Source organism: Streptomyces sp. NPDC054872 (assembly GCF_053610705.1).
Window position 1 is genome coordinate 73,388 of record NZ_JBSGYY010000006.1, and the last position, 18,973, is coordinate 92,360.

15 protein-coding genes and 1 pseudogene are annotated in these 18,973 nt (G+C 69.8%); 10 read left to right on the forward strand and 6 right to left on the reverse strand.

Annotation, left to right across the window (positions count from 1 at the left end; genetic code table 11):
* Positions 1–197: 197 nt before the first annotated feature.
* Positions 198–995: a leucine-rich repeat domain-containing protein gene (locus ACWGIH_RS09285; protein WP_453448145.1), complete on the reverse strand. Its 798-nt coding sequence runs from the start codon at positions 993–995 to the stop codon at positions 198–200.
* Between the two features lie 59 nt (positions 996–1,054).
* A pseudogene (locus ACWGIH_RS09290) lies at positions 1,055–1,180 on the reverse strand (IS21-like element helper ATPase IstB); the annotation flags it as partial.
* A gap of 516 nt (positions 1,181–1,696) precedes the next feature.
* On the opposite strand from ACWGIH_RS09290, the gene ACWGIH_RS09295 reads away from it, so the two are divergent.
* Positions 1,697–2,629 (forward strand): hypothetical protein, encoded by a 933-nt coding sequence (locus tag ACWGIH_RS09295; protein WP_453448146.1) that lies wholly within the window; start codon positions 1,697–1,699, stop codon positions 2,627–2,629.
* Here the strand turns inward: ACWGIH_RS09295 and ACWGIH_RS09300 are convergent.
* The 4 genes from ACWGIH_RS09300 to ACWGIH_RS09315 form a co-directional block, all read right to left on the reverse strand.
* Positions 2,611–3,393 (reverse strand): hypothetical protein, encoded by a 783-nt coding sequence (locus ACWGIH_RS09300; protein ID WP_453448147.1) that lies wholly within the window; start codon positions 3,391–3,393, stop codon positions 2,611–2,613. The genes ACWGIH_RS09295 and ACWGIH_RS09300 overlap by 19 nt on opposite strands.
* A gap of 83 nt (positions 3,394–3,476) precedes the next feature.
* A complete protein-coding gene (locus tag ACWGIH_RS09305; RefSeq protein WP_453448148.1) occupies positions 3,477–3,956 on the reverse strand; it encodes a hypothetical protein in 480 nt (159 codons plus the stop codon).
* Positions 3,957–4,189: 233 nt separating this feature from the next.
* Complete coding sequence (locus tag ACWGIH_RS09310) at positions 4,190–4,525, reverse strand: hypothetical protein (RefSeq protein WP_453448149.1); 336 nt, start codon at positions 4,523–4,525, stop codon at positions 4,190–4,192.
* A 60-nt stretch (positions 4,526–4,585) separates the two neighbouring features.
* Positions 4,586–5,524, reverse strand: a complete 939-nt coding sequence (locus ACWGIH_RS09315) for an NADP-dependent oxidoreductase (RefSeq protein ID WP_453448150.1) — start codon at positions 5,522–5,524, stop codon at positions 4,586–4,588.
* A 1,234-nt stretch (positions 5,525–6,758) separates the two neighbouring features.
* Here ACWGIH_RS09315 and ACWGIH_RS09320 point away from each other — a divergent pair.
* The 9 genes from ACWGIH_RS09320 to ACWGIH_RS09360 all read left to right on the forward strand — a co-directional run bounded on the left by ACWGIH_RS09320 (position 6,759) and on the right by ACWGIH_RS09360 (position 18,897).
* Entirely contained in the window at positions 6,759–7,679 is a 921-nt protein-coding gene (locus ACWGIH_RS09320; RefSeq protein WP_453448151.1) for a conjugal transfer protein, read from the forward strand.
* Entirely contained in the window at positions 7,676–7,984 is a 309-nt protein-coding gene (locus ACWGIH_RS09325) for a hypothetical protein (protein WP_453448152.1), read from the forward strand. Before ACWGIH_RS09320 ends, ACWGIH_RS09325 begins: the two co-directional genes overlap by 4 nt.
* Positions 7,981–8,577, forward strand: coding sequence for a hypothetical protein (locus tag ACWGIH_RS09330; protein ID WP_453448153.1), 597 nt, complete (start codon positions 7,981–7,983; stop codon positions 8,575–8,577). The genes ACWGIH_RS09325 and ACWGIH_RS09330 overlap by 4 nt, the downstream gene beginning before the upstream one ends.
* Positions 8,577–11,273 (forward strand): ATP-binding protein, encoded by a 2,697-nt coding sequence (locus ACWGIH_RS09335; protein WP_453448154.1) that lies wholly within the window; start codon positions 8,577–8,579, stop codon positions 11,271–11,273. Before ACWGIH_RS09330 ends, ACWGIH_RS09335 begins: the two co-directional genes overlap by 1 nt.
* Complete coding sequence (locus ACWGIH_RS09340) at positions 11,270–11,644, forward strand: hypothetical protein (RefSeq protein ID WP_453448155.1); 375 nt, start codon at positions 11,270–11,272, stop codon at positions 11,642–11,644. The genes ACWGIH_RS09335 and ACWGIH_RS09340 overlap by 4 nt, the downstream gene beginning before the upstream one ends.
* Positions 11,645–11,691: 47 nt before the next feature.
* Positions 11,692–14,484 carry a hypothetical protein gene (locus ACWGIH_RS09345; protein WP_453448156.1) on the forward strand — a complete coding sequence of 931 codons (2,793 nt, stop codon included), beginning with the start codon at positions 11,692–11,694 and terminating at the stop codon, positions 14,482–14,484.
* Between the two features lie 143 nt (positions 14,485–14,627).
* Positions 14,628–15,641 carry a C40 family peptidase gene (locus ACWGIH_RS09350; protein ID WP_453448157.1) on the forward strand — a complete coding sequence of 338 codons (1,014 nt, stop codon included), beginning with the start codon at positions 14,628–14,630 and terminating at the stop codon, positions 15,639–15,641.
* Positions 15,638–16,285: a hypothetical protein gene (locus ACWGIH_RS09355; RefSeq protein ID WP_453448158.1), complete on the forward strand. Its 648-nt coding sequence runs from the start codon at positions 15,638–15,640 to the stop codon at positions 16,283–16,285. Before ACWGIH_RS09350 ends, ACWGIH_RS09355 begins: the two co-directional genes overlap by 4 nt.
* Positions 16,255–18,897, forward strand: coding sequence for an ATP/GTP-binding protein (locus ACWGIH_RS09360; RefSeq protein ID WP_453448159.1), 2,643 nt, complete (start codon positions 16,255–16,257; stop codon positions 18,895–18,897). Before ACWGIH_RS09355 ends, ACWGIH_RS09360 begins: the two co-directional genes overlap by 31 nt.
* Positions 18,898–18,973: the final 76 nt, after the last annotated feature.

Consider the following 18,973-nt stretch of genomic DNA (forward strand, 5'->3'; position numbering starts at 1 on the left):
GTGCTCACCGCCCGCATCGCGGAGGAAGAAGGGCAGCGGCGGGAGACCGGATACGCACAGCCTGGCTACTGCGACTTCGGGAGGCGTTTATCGCCGACTGCCGGAGGCACTCATGTGCTGGTTGAGTGATCGAAGTCGGTGAGTTTTGAAGTCGCACGGGTGTGCGGGGCGGCTGGTGCTCTGTCTGCTAGTCCCAGTCAGCCGGGGGGCTGTTCGACGCGGCCGCCTTGGTGCGGGGTGGGAATGTGGTCCTCGGCTCCGTGGGGAAGGGCCGTCCGGCAGGCTACCGAGCAGGCGTTAACCAGCAGAGGCAGGACGTCGGTCGCCACCCGCGAGGAGATCCAGGCTTGGTGGAGCTCGCGGTCTATCGGCTGGTTGCAGACGCTGCACGTGCGTATGGCTGTCGCTCCCCAGCGGCGGGGGGCCAGGTCGGTCAGGTTGAGTTCTGCGACTGCATGCTGAGGCGGCTGGAGGCGCGGGAAGGGCGTTCGGAGCTTGTAGTTGCCGAACAGTGAACGGGTGCTGACGGTGCTCCGGGCGAGTCGTGTGCAGCGGGTGATTTCGTAGGGGAACCAGTGCAGGCGGTGCGAGGTGTAGGGGCTGAACTCCTCCAGACTGGCCATGGCACCGATCTCGGGCGGAATGCGGACCAGGTTGCTGCCGTAAAGCACGAAGTTCCTGACTGCCGTCAACCGGGCGATGGACGGTGGCAGCGTGATGATCTGCCGTCGTTCCTGTGGGCTGAGTTCAAGCAGAGGACGAAACTCTTCCCGGCCGTCAGCGGCAGCCTCGTCGATCAGCGCGAGCAGGTGCTGCCAGCCTTCAGCGGTGGTGTCCTGGAGTTCGGTGTGGAATCCCACCCGAGCACGCGGATGCACGTGGCACTGGTCGAAGCACGAGCAGGTGTCCCGGGAGGACAGCGGGCTTTGCGGACCCGCATTCGCTGTGTCGCCCCACCGGTTCACGAAGAGCTTCGGTTCTTCCCCATCCACCATGGGCCAAAGATACGGACCCCGGAGCCCCTGCCACCAGTGGATATGGGCAGGAACACAGGTCAGCGGGCATCTGCTCGTGCAGCCTGGGCCTTGGTCTGGGCAAGGCGATAGGAGTCGGTGCCGGTCTCGATGATGTTGCCGCCGAAGGTGAGCCGGTCCACGATCGCTGCGCAGAGCCGTGGATCGTTGTCCCCGCCCCGACCACTCCCCCGTCAGGCCCGCCCACCGCAGGTCACAGCAATGCGCAGCCGACGACGATGCATTGGCTTGCCGCGTGCGCGCTCCTCCTGACCTTGGATAGTCAGCGGGCTGCGCACTCGCCGGTGAGCGAAACGACCGCGGCCCGCAACCGGCCCGTAGCCGAGAGCTCGAGACGCGATTGCGCACGGGTGTAGCTCTCTTCCGGGGACGGCCCCGATGGTTTGAGCTGGGAGATCGTGGTTGTGGGTGATGGCGGCGTGGTCGGGTCTCTACCGTGTGGGTGGAGGAGGCGACGCTGATGGGGTCGTTGATCGGGGAGTTGGAGGCGGCGGCCCGGGCCCGGGTGCGGTCGCCGCCGTCCTCGACGAGTGACGGAACCGCCGGGGCCGCAGCGCGCCGGGGGCCGAGCGGGGCGGGCCGCCCACCGGCTAGCATCGCCGAGTTCGTGCCACCCACCGGCCCGGGCATCGCGGCGCGGCGTACAGGGGAGCTGACACGGCATGAGAACGAAGAGCGCAGCGGCGTGGGCGGTGGCGGTGCTGATGCTCGGCGCAGCCGTCGGCGGCTGCGCCGAGCAATCGGACAAGGGACCGTCCGGCAGCAGCGCGAAGTACACGAAGTCCCACCGCGAGCCCGAGGACAAGCCTGATTCACGGGTTGTCGAGGACGACGATGACCACACCGTCCTCGAACTGTCCGACGGTCGGCAGGTGTCCCTCCGCTTCACTCGCCGCGGCCTGGAGGCGCAGCATCGCGACGGCTCTGACGACGCCTGGTCCGCCCGGAAGGCGGTCTATGAGACCGGCACCAAACCGTGCGGCGGTATCAGGGCAAAGGCGTACCGGGACACCGTGTGGCTCGCGGCCGGCTTCGGCGCGTACTGCAGGGACGGCGAAGAACCGCAAGAGGTGATCGCGGCCGTCGCCACCGGGGACCTCTCCTCCTGGACCACCGACCCGACGAAAAACACCATCGCCTGGCCGAAGGCCCGCATCCGCGACGGTGGCGCCCGAGTGGACTTCGTCGATCCCAGCATGCTGAGAACCTCCACGCTGACCTGGCGCAAACGCTCCGGATTCGCCAAGGTGGCCACGAAGTACAAGCCCATCCACCCCTGGTTCGTGGGCCGGTGGCGAGCCACGGACGGCAGCCAGCAGCTGACCCTCCACCAGGTCGAGCCGGGCAGATCCGCACGCGTGGTCATCGAGTCCCGCACCGGCCCGCGATGCAAGGGCAGCGCCACTGTCTCCGGCATCGACCAGCACGACCTGTCCATGAGCAACTTCAAGCTCGATCAGGGCACCAGGACCGTCAACTGCCCGCCGGAGGAGCTCGAGTACTCCTTCGACGTGAAGTCCTCGGACGGCCCGCTGCGCCTACGCAAGATCGGCAACCACCCGAAGACCGTCCTTACCTATGAGCGGGCGGGCTGAGGTACGACTGCGCATGAGGGGCGGCGGGCGAGTCGGACGGACGCCGGAAGAGCCCCGCGGGCGAGTTTGCGGTGCGGCTTCTCGCCCGGCGCCAGGCGGGTGCGCATCGCCCGCGGGGTCTTCAGGTGCGCCTTGAGCGTGGCTGGCTGCAGACCGGACGGCCGCATCGCGATGGCCTTGCCGTCGACCTGGATCACCAGCGTCGTGGGAGCGGTCGACGGCGCCGGGACGCGACGGGCGTAGAAGCCGTCGATGTCAACGGCCGCGCAGGCGACCAGATGTTCGGCCTGACGTTTGCGCAGGACCTTCCCGCACCGCAGCTCGATCGCCTCCTTGGCCTGGTCGTAGGAACCGCGCACCGCCTCGGCAACCGCGCGGCGGCGCAGGCCGTGCGAGTGCAGCCCGGCGGGTAGCGACAGGTCCGCATCCAGGGGGCGGACGCTGGTCATCGACCTGCCCCGCCACGCGGTCCGCGTCACGGTCACGGTGCCGAACGAGCACGCAGGCCAGACGCCTGCAATGGCCCACCTCGCGATGCGGGCGAACCAGTCCGTCCGCACCCCGGACCGCCGGGCGGCCGGCGCGTTCCCCCTGCTCGCGCTCGGCCCGCTCCCCTGGGGTGGGTCGGCAGTGGCTCGCGGCCCCGCGCCTCGATCGGCCTCCAGATCGTGGTGGGCCAGCGCGGCCGAGGCGGGGTCGGCCAACTCCGCGGTCAGGCGGTCGAAGGCCCTTGCGGCGGCGGCGAACGGATCGATGGCAGACAAGGCGTCGTAGGGTTCTACCGCGGCTCTTCTTTCTTGGGTGCTTCGGTCGGGCTGGTTACCTCCGAAGCTAAAGAGAAGAGGCTTTATCGTTTAGGGAGTTCACCGGTTCCACACCGTCGCCGGGGTGGGGCACCGTGAACCGTCCGGGCCCGTCCTCGGTCAGCCAGCCCCGCTCCACCAGCCGTTTCAGCTTCCCCCGTGTCCCCCTCGATCCTTCCGGTCACCGCGGGCAGCCCGATCCGCGGCACGATCTGCTTGGCCTGCATCGGCTTCGCGGCGTCGGTAAGGACCTCGATGATGTCCCGGTAGACATCCGGCAGCACCGCAGCCGACAGCCCCTGGCGCCAGTGCGGCACTGTGATCGCCCCGACCACCCGCACTCCGGGGTGCACCGGGTTCTCCGGCTCCGCGCCGCCGGCCACCGGTGCGGTCGCTCCGGACCCGTCCAGATCCATGATCACCTCGGCCACCGTCTCCCGGGCGATCCGCAGCCGCGACCATGCCTCCCGCTCGTCCTCCAGAGGGGCCGTCAGCCGGGCTAGCTCCGCTACGAGCGTCTCCATCCGGGCCGGGCCGCCGCCTCCGACGCCTCCAACTCCCCGATCAACGACACCATCAGCGTCGCCTCCCCCACCCACACGGTAGAGACCCGACCACGCCGCCATCACCCACAACCACGATCTCCCAGCTCAAACCATCGGGGCCGTCCCCGGAAGAGAGCTACACCCATCCACGAAGCCTTCCTCACTCTCGGATGCGCACTCATCTGCTGGCGACGCTTGACGAAGCTTGAGCGTCAATCGTGGCTGGTCAAGGTGGCGCTGAAGCCATGGTCTTGAACCACCGGGAAAGTCTGGACTGCACCGGCCAGCCATGCGTCGATCTCTTCATGGGACGACCTGATGGCGCTGATCAATTCCATGACGACGTCCAACTTCTGTTGGCTGACGTTCTGGCGCAGTTCGGCAACCGATACCTCCTGGTACGGCATGCTCAGCTGCCACCAGAAGCGCATGAGGTACCGACATTCCTGCGGTTTCCGGTCATCCGCAAGATGACTGGCGATCATTGCCTGGACACACTGCCGCTGCTCAGCGTCGCGGAATCGGTCTTGAAGGTCCGTCAAAGTCACGGTCGGACAGTACCAACCACGCTGACACGCAAGCCCAGTGAAGTCATGCCGTTAGGGGTTTTAGGGCACGAGGACGATCTTGCCCTGTACCCGGCCGGTTTCGCTGAGCTCGTGGGCCTTCGCGCACTCGGTGAGCGGGAAAGTCTCGGAGATCGTGGGGCGTACGCCGTGGGTGTCGACGAGTTCGGCGAAGGCGGTCAGCACGGCGGGGGTCGGATCCAGGAAGAACTCCACGAACCGTATGCCGAGTTCGGCGGCGCGTGCCGTCACCTCGGTGCGGTCCACGCCGACGCCGACGACGTCGACCAGGATGCCGCCTGGCTTGAGGGTGGGCAGTGAGCGCGGGCCGTAATCGTTGCTGATGGTGTCCAGCACCGCGTCGATGCCGCGCAGGGCCGAGAAGTCTTCCACCGTGTAGTCAATCAGCTCGTCGGCACCGAGTCCGCGCAGGTAGCCGTGCTTGGCGGCGCGGGCCGTGCCGACAACGTACGCGCCCCGGGACTTGGCGATCTGTACGCCGAGGTGGCCAACCCCGCCGGCCGCGCCGTGGATCAGCACTCGCTGGCCGGGCTGTACGTCGGAGAGGGTGACCAGTGCCTGGTAGGCGGTGAACCCGGAGATCGGCAGGGAGGCGGCGCCGACGTGGTCGAGGGTGCGCGGCTTGGGCGCGATCCGGTCCTCGGGGACCACCACGTGGTCGGCGTGGCTGCCGTGTGGCGGGACAGTCCAGCCGTAGACTTCCTCGCCCACCGTGAAGCGGGTGACGGCCTCGCCGACGGCCTCCACAGTGCCGCTGAACTCGTGGCCGAGCACGAACGGCGGAGGGCCGAAGAAATCCACCTTGCCGATACGGACCTTCCAGTCCGCGGGGTTCATGCCGGTGGCCCGTACCCGGACCAGGACCTCGCCGGGGCCCGGCGAAGGCAGGGGTATCTCGGCGAGTTCCAGCACGTCGGAGCCGCCGATGGCCTGCTGAGTGATCACCCGTGTCGTCGTCATGCAGAACATTCTGAGCCCGATGATCACGGAAGGAAAGCGGTCCCACCCCAGCTGAGCAAGTCCCCACCGGCTCGTCTGCCCCCGAGACAACCGCGACCCCAAACAGCCACCCACTCAACGAGCCCGCCAACCCCAACCACCAGCCCGCCCACCAACCGTCATGAGCGGCTCTCACACAGGCACTCAGCTTGTTCTATATCATCCTGACCGCTTTGCAGGCACGTGACCAGGTCTGACCACCTCCTGAGTAAGGTTGTGGCCATGGCTCGGGGAGTGCGGCGCCAGGCCAAGGTGGACTTGGACACGGAGACACAATCCGTACGAGGTCATCACACTCGCCGACAATGCCGCTACCCGTGACGGATTGTCACCGGCGCACGGTGGCACACCCCGTTTCACGGAAATCTTGCCAGGGCCACGTTCACGTGTACGCCGACACCGTCGGCTGCAGGGCTCAACCAAGCGGTGCTCACCGCCCGCATCGCGGAGGAAGAAGGGCAGCGGCGGGGACCAGCTGCGCACCGCCACCCCGTCGCGTAGTCATCACCATCGGTGTCATCGCCGGACTGCGCACTCAGCGGCCGGCCCCCCAGGTGCTTTCGCTGCACACCACGATGCGCAGCGCAGTGCACATCCATCGCTGCCGGGCTACCTGCGAATCGGGGGCAGTTGAAGCGGCGATGCGCAGTGGCCGTCCGCAGGCCATCGCCCTGTGAATTGGGGGTGGTAGATGGCGACCACAGGGCGTTGTCCCCGCCCCGACCACTCCCCCGTCAGGCCCGCCCACCGCAGGTCACAGCATTGCGCAGCCGACGACGATGCGTCGGCTGCCGGGTGCCTGCTCCTCGTGTTCTGTGATGGTCAGCGAACTGCGCAGTCGCCGGTGAGCGATACGACGGCGGCCCGCAACGGGCCGTCGCCGAGTTCTCGAGATGCGATTGCGCACCGCCAGCGATGGGCTGCGTCGGCCGGTGCGCAATGCGGCGATGCGCGCGCCGCCGAGAGGCAATGGCCCTCCCTGATCGTCTGCTCATGGCGATGCGCATCCCTTGCCATCGCACCTCTCGTGGCGGCCGATGCCCTGTGGTCGGGGTGGTGCTAGCGGCTACCACCACCCCGACCACTCATTCGTGACCTGTTCTTCACCGTGGTCGGGCCTCTGTGGTCGGCAAGCCGGTCGAGGCCGGTGGGTTGTCTCAAGGCATCAGCCCTCCAACCTCAGGGAGATCCCCTCGTGTTCCGTTCCACAGCATCCCCACCAGGCGCCGGGCGGCAGCCGATTGCCGCCGGAATCGCCCTGACCCAGATGCGTCGACGCGTGCAGCTGGGCCGCGCGGGGGTCTGGACCGCGCTGGCGGCCGGGCCGCTCGCGTTGGCCGTGGCGGTGGCCCAGCCCTCTGCCACGGTCGCGGCCACGCCCGAGCCCAAGCCACAGCGCGCCACGCAGACCGCCTCGGTCGGCGATCCTGCGGGCTACGTCGTCGAGTTCGTCGACGCGTGGCTGCGCAGCACAGACGACGCCAGCAGCGCGGCATCCCGTCGTGCGCAGTCGATGGCCCCCGACGTCACGCTGCCCACGCTTGATGAGGATGCGCCCGCACCCCGGCGGGTGACGGCGGTGCGCAGTGCGCCGCGCAAGGGCGGGCAGTGGTCGGTGACGGTGGCCGCGCAGTATGCGGATGCGGTGCGCTATTTCGCCGTGCCCGCGATCGCCTCGGCCAGCGGGGCCTCGTTCGCTGTCACCGCGGCGCCGGCGCTCGTCACTGCGCCCGCCCTGCACAGGGTCCCTGACTCGCCCTACGAAGTGACGGTGCCTGAGGGCCCGCTGGCTACCACGGTCGGGGAGTTCGTGGGCGCGTATCTTGCCGGGCGCGGCGAGGTGAGCCGCTACCTGGCGCCCGGTGTGGACCTGACGGCCATCTCCCCGGCGGCCGCCACTTCGGTCGAGGTGCAGGAGGTCACCGCGCGCGAGCAGTCCGCAGCCGCCGACCAGGTGCCCCGCGACGGGACCACGGTCCGTGTCCTGGCTCAAGTCGAGGCGCGTGATGGTGGGGGCCGGTGGCCACTGGCCTACGAGCTCACCTTGTCGGCGCGTGACGGCCGCTGGGAGATCGCTGCCCTGGTGTCGGGCACGACAGACGATGCGGGCCGATGAACACGCTCCACCACGTGGTGCTGGCGGGGGAGCTGGCCGATCTGGGCGACTCCTGGATCGAGACTGCCAAGGACTGGGGCACCACGGGCCTGCAGGCCGCGCTCATCATCATCGTCGTCGTGATCATGGTTCAGCGGTTCTCGCTGAAGGCGGGCATCGGCGCCCTGGTCCTCATGGTGATCGCGCTGGGCCTGTACGGCTCGCGCAACGACCTGGCGGACATGTTCGAGGACGAGGTGAAGAACCCGGCCAACGGCGCACCGGCCTTTGACCGTCCCGAGCCTGGCCCGGAGGGGCGCTTGTGAGCGCGGCCGCCGCGCCCCGTACGGCGCGCTTCTACACGGCCGCGCGGCGGCACCCCTGGGTGATGGGCAAGCTCGCCGACTGGCGGCTGCCGCTGGGCCCCTACAACGCGGCCCAGATCGCCCTGGCCGTGGTGGGCGGCTTCCTCCTCGTCAAGACGATCTCCGTGTGGAGCATGCTGGGACCCATTCCCATCACCCTGTGGCTGGTGGGGATCTGGCTGCTGCGCCGCCCCAAAATCGGCGGCCGTCACCCGGTGTCGGCGGCCATGGGGATGGTGGCACTGCTCGTGCAGCCCGGGGGCGGCCGGATCGGCCCGCGCGCCGCGCGGGATCCGCACGCCCGCCGTCTGCGCGGCGGTTTCACCCTCGAGCCCCTCGCTCCCTCCCTCATCTCCGACCCGGCCCTTGCGGCGCCCGCGACCTCCCGCACCAAGCCGTCCCCTACCCGCGCCACGCCGCCTAGGCGGGCCCGCCGTGCCCCGCGCACCCCCACTCCCGCGGATCCGACGGGCCCCGCCGCTGGCGTATCGCCTGCGGCGGCGCTGCTGGCCCGGGCCCACCACCATGCACAGAACCAGAAAGCGGGACAGTGATGCGTGTTCCCATCCGGCACATCGCCGGGCATCTGCTGTGGTCCACCCAGGGCCACGTCTGGGCCGTCTACCGGCTGCACCCCGGCCCGGATGGCGAGGGCCGCAGCCAGGAGACCGTGCCGGGCACCTATGTGCCCCCGGCCGTCCGCGACGAACTCCTGGGAAAGATCACACACTTGGTGCGGTCGCTGTCCGGCGCCCCGCGGCTCTTCGGGCTGTGCGCGCAGGTCGATCCCGTCGAGGTCGCCTGGAAGATGACCGACGGTCTGGCGGACGAGGAGAGCGGCGAGGCGCTCACTCCCTCCGCGATGCCGTGGGTGGAACACCTGGACGCTGCCCTGGACCTGCTGCAGGGCCAGGAAATGCACCAGCGCACCTGGTGGCTGGCCGTCCCCCTGGACAGCGAACACCAGGGCATGAAAGCGGCCGGCGCGCTGTGGGCGGAGGTCGCCGACACTCTGGGCCTGCGGGCGGCCCCCGTCACCCGCGCCGAGGTCAACTCCGCCAGGGAGCAGGCCGAACAGATCCAGGCGCAGCTGGCAGGTGGTGCCGCGTATCATCCGGCGCGTCCGGCGGAGATCGTGTGGATGATCCAGCACGCGGTGCACCGGGGGCTGGCCGAGCCGCTGCTGGGCGAAGCGACGCTCAGCGACCAGTATGGCGGGCAGGTCCGCGGCAAGGTACTGCACTCCCCCAGCTACGCCGACCTCGGCCAGGTCCGCCTCGAGGAAGGCGGCACCCAGCCCCCCGCCGACGACGAGGGCCTGGAGGATGCGGCGCCGGCCCGCAGGCGCCGCGCAACGGGCGGCGGCCGGGCCCGGTGGTGGAAGGTTCGCTCCGCCTCCCCGTTGCGGCGGCGCTGGCTGCAGGTCGAAAGCGACCAGGGAACCGGCTACCAGGCCCACCTCGCTCTGGCCGAGTGCCCGCCCGCCATCTCGCTGGAGGCGGCGGACTTGTTCGCGCAGCTCGAAGTGCTGGACTTTCCCGTCGACTTCGCCATTGACCTGACGTTGGTGCCCGCGGAGAAAGCGCGGGCACAGGTGCAGCGCAAGAAGACCGAGCTGGTCGACCAGGCCGATCAGTACGACGCGCGTCCCACCGGGATGCCCGCATCCCTGCCGGATGCCGCCCGCGATCTGGGAGAGCTGGACGCCCGGCTCTCGCGCACCTCCGTCGAGGTGGAAGTACAGGCCGTCACCGCGCTGACCGTGTGGGGGCCGACCGCGCAGCTGTGTGACGCCCGAGCCCGCGCCCTGGAAAAGCTCCTGGCCGGTGCGGACTACCGGGCGGTGCGCCCGGCCGGGCTGCAGGCCGACCTCTTCGCCCTCGGGCTGCCCGGGGCGGTGCGCACGCACCGGCTCAAGGAGTTCACCCAGCACCAGGTCAGCGAGGACTGGGCGCTGTCGGGCGCGTTCACCCACAGCGAGGTCGGCGATCCCACCGGGATGCTGCTCGGCTTGGATCTGGACTGCGGCACCACCCGCCCCGTTCTGATCAATCCCGCGGATGCCCCCAAGCAGGACGCCTCGGCCTCTCTGGGCGTGGTCGGGGACTTGGGCGCGGGCAAGAGCGTCATGCTGAAGCTGATCAGCCAGTCGGTCGTGGACCGGGGCGGCCGCGCGATCTGTATCGACCGCACTCCGGTGCGCGAGTGGGCATCCTTCGCCGAAGCCGCCGCACCGGGCCGTTGCCAGATCATCGACGCCGCCCGCGCCGCGCTGTCCATCGACCCGCTGCGGCTGTTTTCCGGCGCCCAGGGCCGTCACTACGCCCTGAGCTATCTGACCCTGCAGCTGGGCATCGGCCCCATGACCACGTCCGGCGAGGTCCTGCACCACGCCATCGAGCAGGCCGATACGTCCGCGTCCCCCTCGATGAGCAAGGTCGTAGACGTCCTGCGGCAGATGGCCGGCTCCGAGGGCGGCAAGCGGCAGGACGCGGCGGCCACCCTGGCCGGGCTGCTGCGCCTGGTGGAGCAAAATCCGTTGGCGCGCATGGTGTTCGATCCGGCGCTGCCCCCGGTGAGCCTGGACGGCACCGGCGCCTCCGACATGATCGTCATCACCACGACGGGGCTGAAGCTGCCGCCCAAGCAGGCCTTCGAGCATGCCGAGATCCTGCATCAGCAGCCCCTGGAGGCGCTGATCGGACGGGCGGTGCTGTATCTGATCGCGGCGATAGCCCGCCAGGCTGCCTTCTCGATGCCCGAGCGGTTCTGCGCGATCGTCACCGACGAGCTGTACTGGCTGACCTCGTCGGCCGAGGGCACCGCGCTGATCCACGAGATCCTTCACGACGGCCGCAAGCACGGCGCTGGTCTGTTCGCCGGAGCCCATGACGCCAGGGAGCTGGGCCCCGACCGAGGTCTGATGGCCTACCGGGCGCTGGCACGGACCACCGAGAGTGAACGGGCCCGCCGCGGCCTGGAGTTCATCGGTCTCGACCCGAGCGACTCCGACCTGGTGCGGATGGTCACCTCGGGCTTGTCCCCCGTCGGGCACAAGGACCGTGCCGGGGAGGTCCTGCTGACCGGGCCCCGACAGAACACCGGCCGCGTCAAGGTCCTCATCCCTGCGATTCCCCGCATCACCTCCCACATCACCACCACTCCGGGCCAACGGCCGCGCTCCCAGACGCCCGGTGCGGGAGCGGTCCTGGCCAAGTCACCGCCAGCCGCCCGGGAGGAGACACGATGATCACCCGTGAATGGCGGCACGCCCAGCACCGCACCACCGTGCGTCGTGCGTCCAGCATCCTCTTTCTGGTCTGTCTGCTGCTCGCCCTCGTCCTCGGTGCACTCGCACTGGCATCACCTTCTGCTCGATCCGCTCCCACAGCAGATGCCCTTGTCCACGACGGCCGCGCCCCCTTGCGCAGCGAACAGGACGTGTGCGCCGCGATCGCAGGTCCGGCCCGGGACCACTGCGAGCGCGTGATGCGTGCCGCGGCGGCTCCGCGGGCGGCGAGCCAGGAGCCGCACGCGCCGGTCTGGGTGTTGGCGCCAGCGGCCACGGCCGTGCTCGCCCTGGTGGCCGTGCGGCGTGTGGGAAGGCCGGCAACGTCGTGATCAGTTGGCGTCTTCCACACGGTCGGCTGCGCACCCTCCTGCACGGCTTGGCCCTGGCCGTGGTGTTCCTCATCGTCAACGCGCAGGTCGCCTACGCCGCTGACAGCAGCGGCGACATGATGGGCCCGCTGAACGTGGACAGCTCCGAAGGCGTCCCGATCAACGGCTACGAGCTGTCAGCCCAGGGCGGCTCCATCTTCTCGGTGCGCACCAACGCCTATGCGTTCATCATGAACGGTCTGTTCACCCTGCTGCGGCTGGTGGTGGGCCTGTCCTGCTGGGCCATCGCGTTCGCGCTGCGCTTCCCGCTGATCAAGATGCTGGCCGATCCGGCGCAGAAGCTTTCGGACACCTACACCGACATCGTCGTCGACACCTTGGGACTCAAGGGGCTGTTGCTGGGCTGGGCGTTCATCTTCGGCGGGATCCTGCTTGTGCGCGGCAAGGCCAGCAAGGGCCTCGGTGAGATCGTCCTCACTTTGGTGATCGGCGCGTTCGCGGCCTCGGCGTTCGTGCGCCCGGACTACCTGCTGGGGCAGGACGGGCCGCTGGCCCAGAGCGAGCGTTCCGCCTCGGAGGTCGCCCAGATGACCGTGGACTCCTACGACTGGGGCGGCAAAATCGCCAGCGGTGACGCGGGGCCCTGTGGCGGAGGCCTGTCCGGTCCGGCACTGGAGAAGTGCTACGAGAGCGAGAACAAGAAGGAGGACGCCGCATCCCAGGTGGCTAAGCCGATTCAGGACTCGCTGACCAACGTGACGGTCGTCAAGGGCTACATGCTCGTGCAGTACGGGCGGATCCTCGACCCGGCCAAGCCTGCCGACCGCAAGGCCTACGCCCTGCACCTCAAATGGGTTTCCGGCGGCTACAAGCCCACTTCCGCGGCGAGCAAGGCAGATCGCAAGCAGGCCGAGGACGTGTGCGACAAGATCAAGGGGCCTGCGCACAAGTACTGTGTGAAGGGGAAGTTGAGGAACCCCGCGCCCGAAGAGTCTGTGCTGGAGAAGGGGCCGGCGCTCACTCCCGGCGAGGCGCTGTTGGACGCCGCCACCCCAGTTCTGAACTCCCAGGATCAGCAGTTCGCCGTTTTCCTCCAGGAGCTGGAGAAGGCCGGGCCGGTGGGCAAGGCGGCGGCCGAGTACGCCAAGGAGCCCACCGGCTGGCGCACCGCCGGGGTGCTGTTGCTGTTCGCGGCCGCACTGCTGATCTCTGCGATCCCGCTGTCAGCGGCGTTTGTGCTGCTGGGCCTGCAGGCCGCCGATGCGGCCGCGGCCGCCGTCGGCTCGGTGTTGCTGGTGTGGGCGATGCTGCCGGGGCCCAACCGGCAGGCCGCCTGGAAGTGGCTTGCCCTGCTGGGTATCTCGGTCGCGGGCATGTTCGCGATCTGCACGTTCCTTCCCTCCTACGCCATCGGCATCGACGTCGTCCTCACCGACGGCCCCGACGTCCCTGCCGAACGCCTCTTGGCACTCAATGCCCTCGCGCTGGCCGCGCTCGCCTTCCACCGCAGGCTCTTGGCGGGGATCACCTCGGCCGGGCAGCGGCTGTCCCTGCGGATGCGCTACGCGAAGATCGGCGGCACCCACCTGCCCGGCGACACCTCCGAGATCGGCGCCGCGATGGCCGTCCACGCAGGCGGCGGCATGGGCATGGGGACCGGATTGGGTCTGCGGGCATGGGGCGGCGGCGGGTACGGGCGGCTGGGCACGCGCCAGCGCATCATGCGGTCCCTGGCCGCAATGACCGACGGTACCGGCATGCCGGTGGACACCGGACGGCTCCTGTCGGACGCGGGCGCCGAGGCCTCGCGAGGGCTGGCCCCCCTCTCACTGGCCGCCACCGGCGCCGCACTTGGTGCCCGCGGCGCCTGGGGGCTGATCGTCGGCAAGCGACCAGACGACAAGGCCCTGGAGCAGATGCGCAAGCCCACCGCTGCGGGCGACGCCGCGGGCAGTGGCCCGCAGCACGACGGCGAGCGCGGGAGTGATCCCGGTGGATCGCAGGGTGACTCGCTGCGCGAGGGGCCACCGGACCGCTACCGGGGCAAGGACGGCATCATCCCCAACCGGGCGTCAGGCGAACCGATCCACGACCAGAACTTGGACCGCACACTGCTGTCCACCCGCGCCCACAACCGGCTGGTCAGGCTACGCGGCTACCGCATCTTGCACCGCACGGGCCGAGTGGCCTACGCCGCCACCGACGCTCTGCCCACCACCACGCGGCGGGCCCGCCAGCGCGCCTCCGAACACACCCAAGACGCCAAGCAGCAGGTCCGGGTGTGGAGCAACACCGTGCGCGAGGACCTGCGCGCGTGGAAGCCTCAAGGCGAGCCGCCAACCGCAGGTCCACGCCGTGACAGCGGCGGTGGCGGCTCCGGCCCTGGCGCGCCCTCCGACCCGGGGATTCCCCCCATGCCCCCGGTGTCCTCAGGGCCCGGAGACCCCGGGTGGCCCGCACGCGTGACAACCCCCCGGATCCGCAAGGCTGCCAGGCCGGGCAGCACCACCAGCGGCGGCCGCCCGCCAGCCCCGCGAACGACTCCCCGGCCGCGGGGGGCCGCTGCGCCCAAGGACAGCGGGATTCCGGTTTCGCCACCACCCACGCCACGGCCGACGGCGCCCGGTTCTGCCCCATCCACACCGTGGAGGCCGCGGACCGACCCGGCCCAGATGCGCCGCAGTACACCGTCCGATCCGGCCGAGCTGCGCCGTCGTACGCCGACCGATCCCGAATTCCTGCGGCGCCGCTTTCTCCGCTTTGCCGAAGAGCGCCGGGCGCGCGAGGAGTCCTTGGGCAGCGGCGGAGCAGACGCCGACGTGGCCGGGGAGGACGGATGAGCGCGCCTCGAGGACGACCGCGGCGCCGCGCTAAGTGGGGGTGCCTGCTGATCGTGCTGCTGACGGCGGCCAGCTGCGCCGCCCCTTTCGCCAGCTTGCTCTCTGCCTCTGCGCAACTGGCCAACCAGGAACAGGAGACCGACATGGGAGTCGTCGAGGGCGGCAGCTCCGCCGACATTCTGCCCATCATGCTCGCCGCCTACAAGAAGGCCTCCCAGCTGATCGCCCGTCACGTGCCGGGGTGCAGGGGCATGGCGTGGCCGATCCTGGCGGGCATCGCGAAGGTGGAGTCCAATCACGCTGTCGGGCGCACGATCGCCAAGAACGGCGACATCACTCCCCGCATCATGGGCGTGCTGCTCAACGGCTCGGGCCAAGGCGGCAACACCACCGTCTTTCCCGACACCGACGGCGGCAAGTGGGACGGCACGGCTCAGGGCGAGCGGGCGGTGGGGCCCTTCCAGTTCCTGCCCTCGACATGGAAGGGCAATGGCCGCGACGGCAACGGCGACAAGGACCGCGATCCGCACAACGCGTTCGACGCGGCCCTGGGCGCGGCCGTCTATCTGTGCGGCAACGGGCGCGACCTGAGCAAGACCCGACAGCTGGACGCGGCGATCTTCCAGTACAACCACTCGCGGGAGTACGTCGCCAACGTCAGCAAATGGATCACGCAGTACCGGGCCGCCGCGAAAGGCTCGGGGAAGGTGGATCTGGCCGGGGTTTCGGGCAGAGCCAAGAAGGTCGTACAGGCGGCCCTGGCTCAGCGCGGGGAGCCCTACTCGTGGGGCGGCGGCAACGCCAAGGAGCCCACTACGGGGAAGTGCTGCTCGCCCAGCGGCAAGAGTGGCGTCGGCATCAAGGGCTTCGACTGCTCGGGGCTGACCCAGTACGCCTTCGCACAAGTGGGGATCACACTGCCCCGCACCGCCTCCGCGCAAGCCGGCAAGGGTCAGCGCATCAATTCCAGAGCCGCCCTCAGGCCGGGCGACTTGGTCTTCTTCGGCTACGCGCCGGGCGCGGATTCGACGATCCACCACGTCGGGATCTACGTGGGAGACGGCCAGATGGTCAACGCGGCCCGGCCCGGCACCAAGGTCCGTCTCGACCCCGTGGATGCCATGCCCGGGTTCGCGGGAGGGGCCAGAGTCCTATGACACCCAAGATGACCGGTGCGCCCTCCGCTACGCGTGGGCCGTGGCTGCTGCTGGCGTGCAGCCTGGCCCTTGCCATCTGCGGATATCTCCTCCTGGACGGCGGGCAGAGCACCACGTCCTCCGGCGTGGCCGCCGGGTCATCGCCGCGCTCGCAGGAGCCGCCGCATCCTCCCTCGCAGCCGTCCCAGAACACCCCGGCACTCCGCCCGTCCGTCTCCTCGACTCCCCCGCCGCCGACGCCGCCCCCGCGTGGCGAGGGACGCGCCGCGGACCGGCAGATCCAGCAGCTCCTGGAGAAGGCCTGGCCTGCGGACTTGCCCGCCGCGCAGGAGCGCCAGCTGCGCAGGAAGGGCGCCCGGCTGTTGTACGCGGACGCCACCGGCGTGGGACGTGACCGGTTCCCCGACATCTTCGGCAAGCGTCCGGCACAGCAGGTGGCGTCGGCGTTCAGCCGCTTCCGTATTCAGGCCGCGATCGCCCGCAAGGACAAGCGTCCCGCGCGGGCAGAGCGGGCGGTGGTGCACCTGGTGTGGGCTGCAGCCGACCGAGGCGGCACGTACAGCGACGGACGCGTCAGCGACCTCTCATTCCACCGGCCGAAAGGACATGGCCCATGGACAGCGCTGCCCCCGGCCCGCTCATGACCGCCCAGCCTTCCTCCACTCTCCCCTCCCTCGCGCAGGCCCTGGTCGACGTGGTGCTGTGGCTGGCCGGTCACTGGCACCTGCTCGCGCTGCTGCTGGCGTTCACCGGCGTCGCAAGTGAGCTGCTGGTGCGCCATCTGGCCGCCAAGGCATCACAGGAACGCATGGCCCTCAAGGTCACCCCCAACCGGCACTTCGACCCATCCCACGAGGAAATCTTCCGCCGGGGTGTGGAGCTGACCCGAGCCAGTACAGCCCTTCCGTGGTGGGCCCCCCGCCGCGCAAAGAGCGTGCGGATCAGACTGCGCTCAGATGGCCACTCCCCCTTCGTCTACCGGCTCGAAGGACCGGCCGGGGCAGAGCGTCTGCTGACCACGACACCGTTCGGCCCGGGCGTACGCGTCACCAAGGCCGCCCCGATCAGCGACAAGGTACGGCCGCACGAGGTGCGCGCGGAGTTCATCCTGCGCGGCAACCCTCTGGCCTCCCTGCGGGAGGTTCCACTGCAGCCCGACCCCCTGCAGCCGCTGGTCGACGCCGTCGCTGACCTGCGCGCCGACCTGGGAGACGTCGCCGAAATCTGCATCGATCTACAGCGCGCCCCCAAATGGGTTCTGCGCGCACGGCGTTTCCAGGTGATGCAGGCCGCGCGCCGCAGAGAGCGACGGGAGGCGGGGCGGGCCACCCGGTGGATGAACCGCGACAGCGCCGGCCTGGACGATTCCCTCATCGGCCAGTTCCAACAGCTGATCACCCCTGGCCGACGAGGCCCAGAAGGGCCCGGGCGCCGAGGGATGGTCATGACGGCGCCCCCCGTCCGTGTGGACCGGGACAAGGCTTTGGGCAAGCTCGCCGAGGACTCTCACCTGGTGCGCGTACAGATCCTGGTGCGCTGCGCCTCCACCGTCCAAGGCCGCGCCCACGCCCGCCTGGCACGCATCCAGGCCGGACTCGATGTGTTCGGCGGCTCCGCCCGATTCGCGATGAAGGGCCTGCGCATCGGGCCCTGGCGGCTGGGCGCGGACCGCTGGCCCCACCGCACACGCTTCGAGCGGAGGTGGCGCACCGGGCAATGCCTGGCACCGGCAGCGAACTGGGTGCAACTGGAGGAGCTACTGGGGCTGCTCAAACCCCCCACCACGTGGTGCCGGATCCCGCTGCTCCCCATCGACCTGCCCACGTTCGAGCACGGGAACCCGGACCTGCTGCTGCAGGGCTGGTATCGCACACCCGACGGCCGCAGGCGACTGGTGGCGACCCATGCCGATCAGACGCTCTTCGAGATCGGCGTAGGCAAGGCAGGCGGTGGCAAGACCGAGCGGGCGGCGGCCCAGGCCGTGGGCTATGCGCACGCGGGCGGCGGGCTGTTGTTCATCGACCCCCACCACGACTCCTGGCGGCGCGTGGCTCCCTTCCTCGCCCACCCGCCGATCATGGACCGCATCGCACGAATCGACCTTCGGGCCAAGGGCCGCGGCCCCAACCCGCTGATCAGCACATGGAACCCGCTCGGCATGCACCACCACCGACAGGCCGCGCACGAGGTCGTCGAAGACGTCGTGGACGCCTTTGCCACCGCGTTCGGCTGGGACGACGCAAACGCCCCACGCGCGATCGCCATCTTCACCCAGGCGCTCACCGTCCTGACCGCTCTCAACGAGCTGGCCTGCCGGGCCGGGCGGGGCGAAGACCAGGCCACGCTCTTTCATATCCGGCCGCTCTTGAGTGACCCCGACTTCCGTGCCAGTGCTCTGGCCGTCACCGAACCAGTCCTGGGCCCCGACTCGCGGGCCTGGTGGCAGACCACCTTCCCCACGTTCCCGCCCGACGCCTTCAACGTTCTGCTCAACCCACTCACCCGACTGGCCGCCAACCCGGTCACCCGCGCCTTCCTCGGCCAGCCACGCGGTGTCTACAACATCCGCTGGGCCATGGATAATCGGTGGATCGTGTGGGTGAGCACGGCCGGCAACGGACCCACCGACCGGCTGCTGGTCGCCCTCCTCAACCGCGACCTGCTGCGCGCCGGACGCTCCCGCGTCGACCTGCCCGAACACCAACGGGTGCTCTTTCGCGGCTACTTCGACGAGCTCATCACCCTGGCCAGTTCCGGCGCCGACTCCATCGCGAGCATGTTCGAGGACTTCCGCAAGTTCAAGATCCAGCTGCATGCGCTGACCCAGCTCCTGGCCCGCCTGCCCATCTCGATCCGCCAGTCGCTGGTGCAAAACGCCTCCACACTGTCCACCACCCGAGGCTCCAGGGCCGCGGTCAGCCCCATCACCGAGGAGTGGGGAGAGCGGCCCAGCCCAGCCCAAGTCGCCAGCCTCGACCAGTACGACCACTACAGCTCGTTCACCATCGACGGCAGCCTCCTTGGGCCGGTGCTGATCCACGGCCCGCACCTGGACGAAGTGTTCGCCGAGAAGTACCTACCCGGCCGCGTCGGCGCCCTGGAACGCGCCGCCGACCACAACGCCCAGGCCCTCCCCCTCGATCAGCTCACCGCAACCGCCGCCGCCCAGCTGCAGCGTGTCCGCGCCTTCCTGCGAGACCACGCTCCGGCCGCCACCAGCGCCGCCACACTGTCCAAGACCAGGGACTACCAATGAGCCTCTCGCGCCCCACGGAAGATGCAGCCCATGGCTCCCCCCAGTGCCCTCGAGGCCCTCCTTCATCAACTGTTCT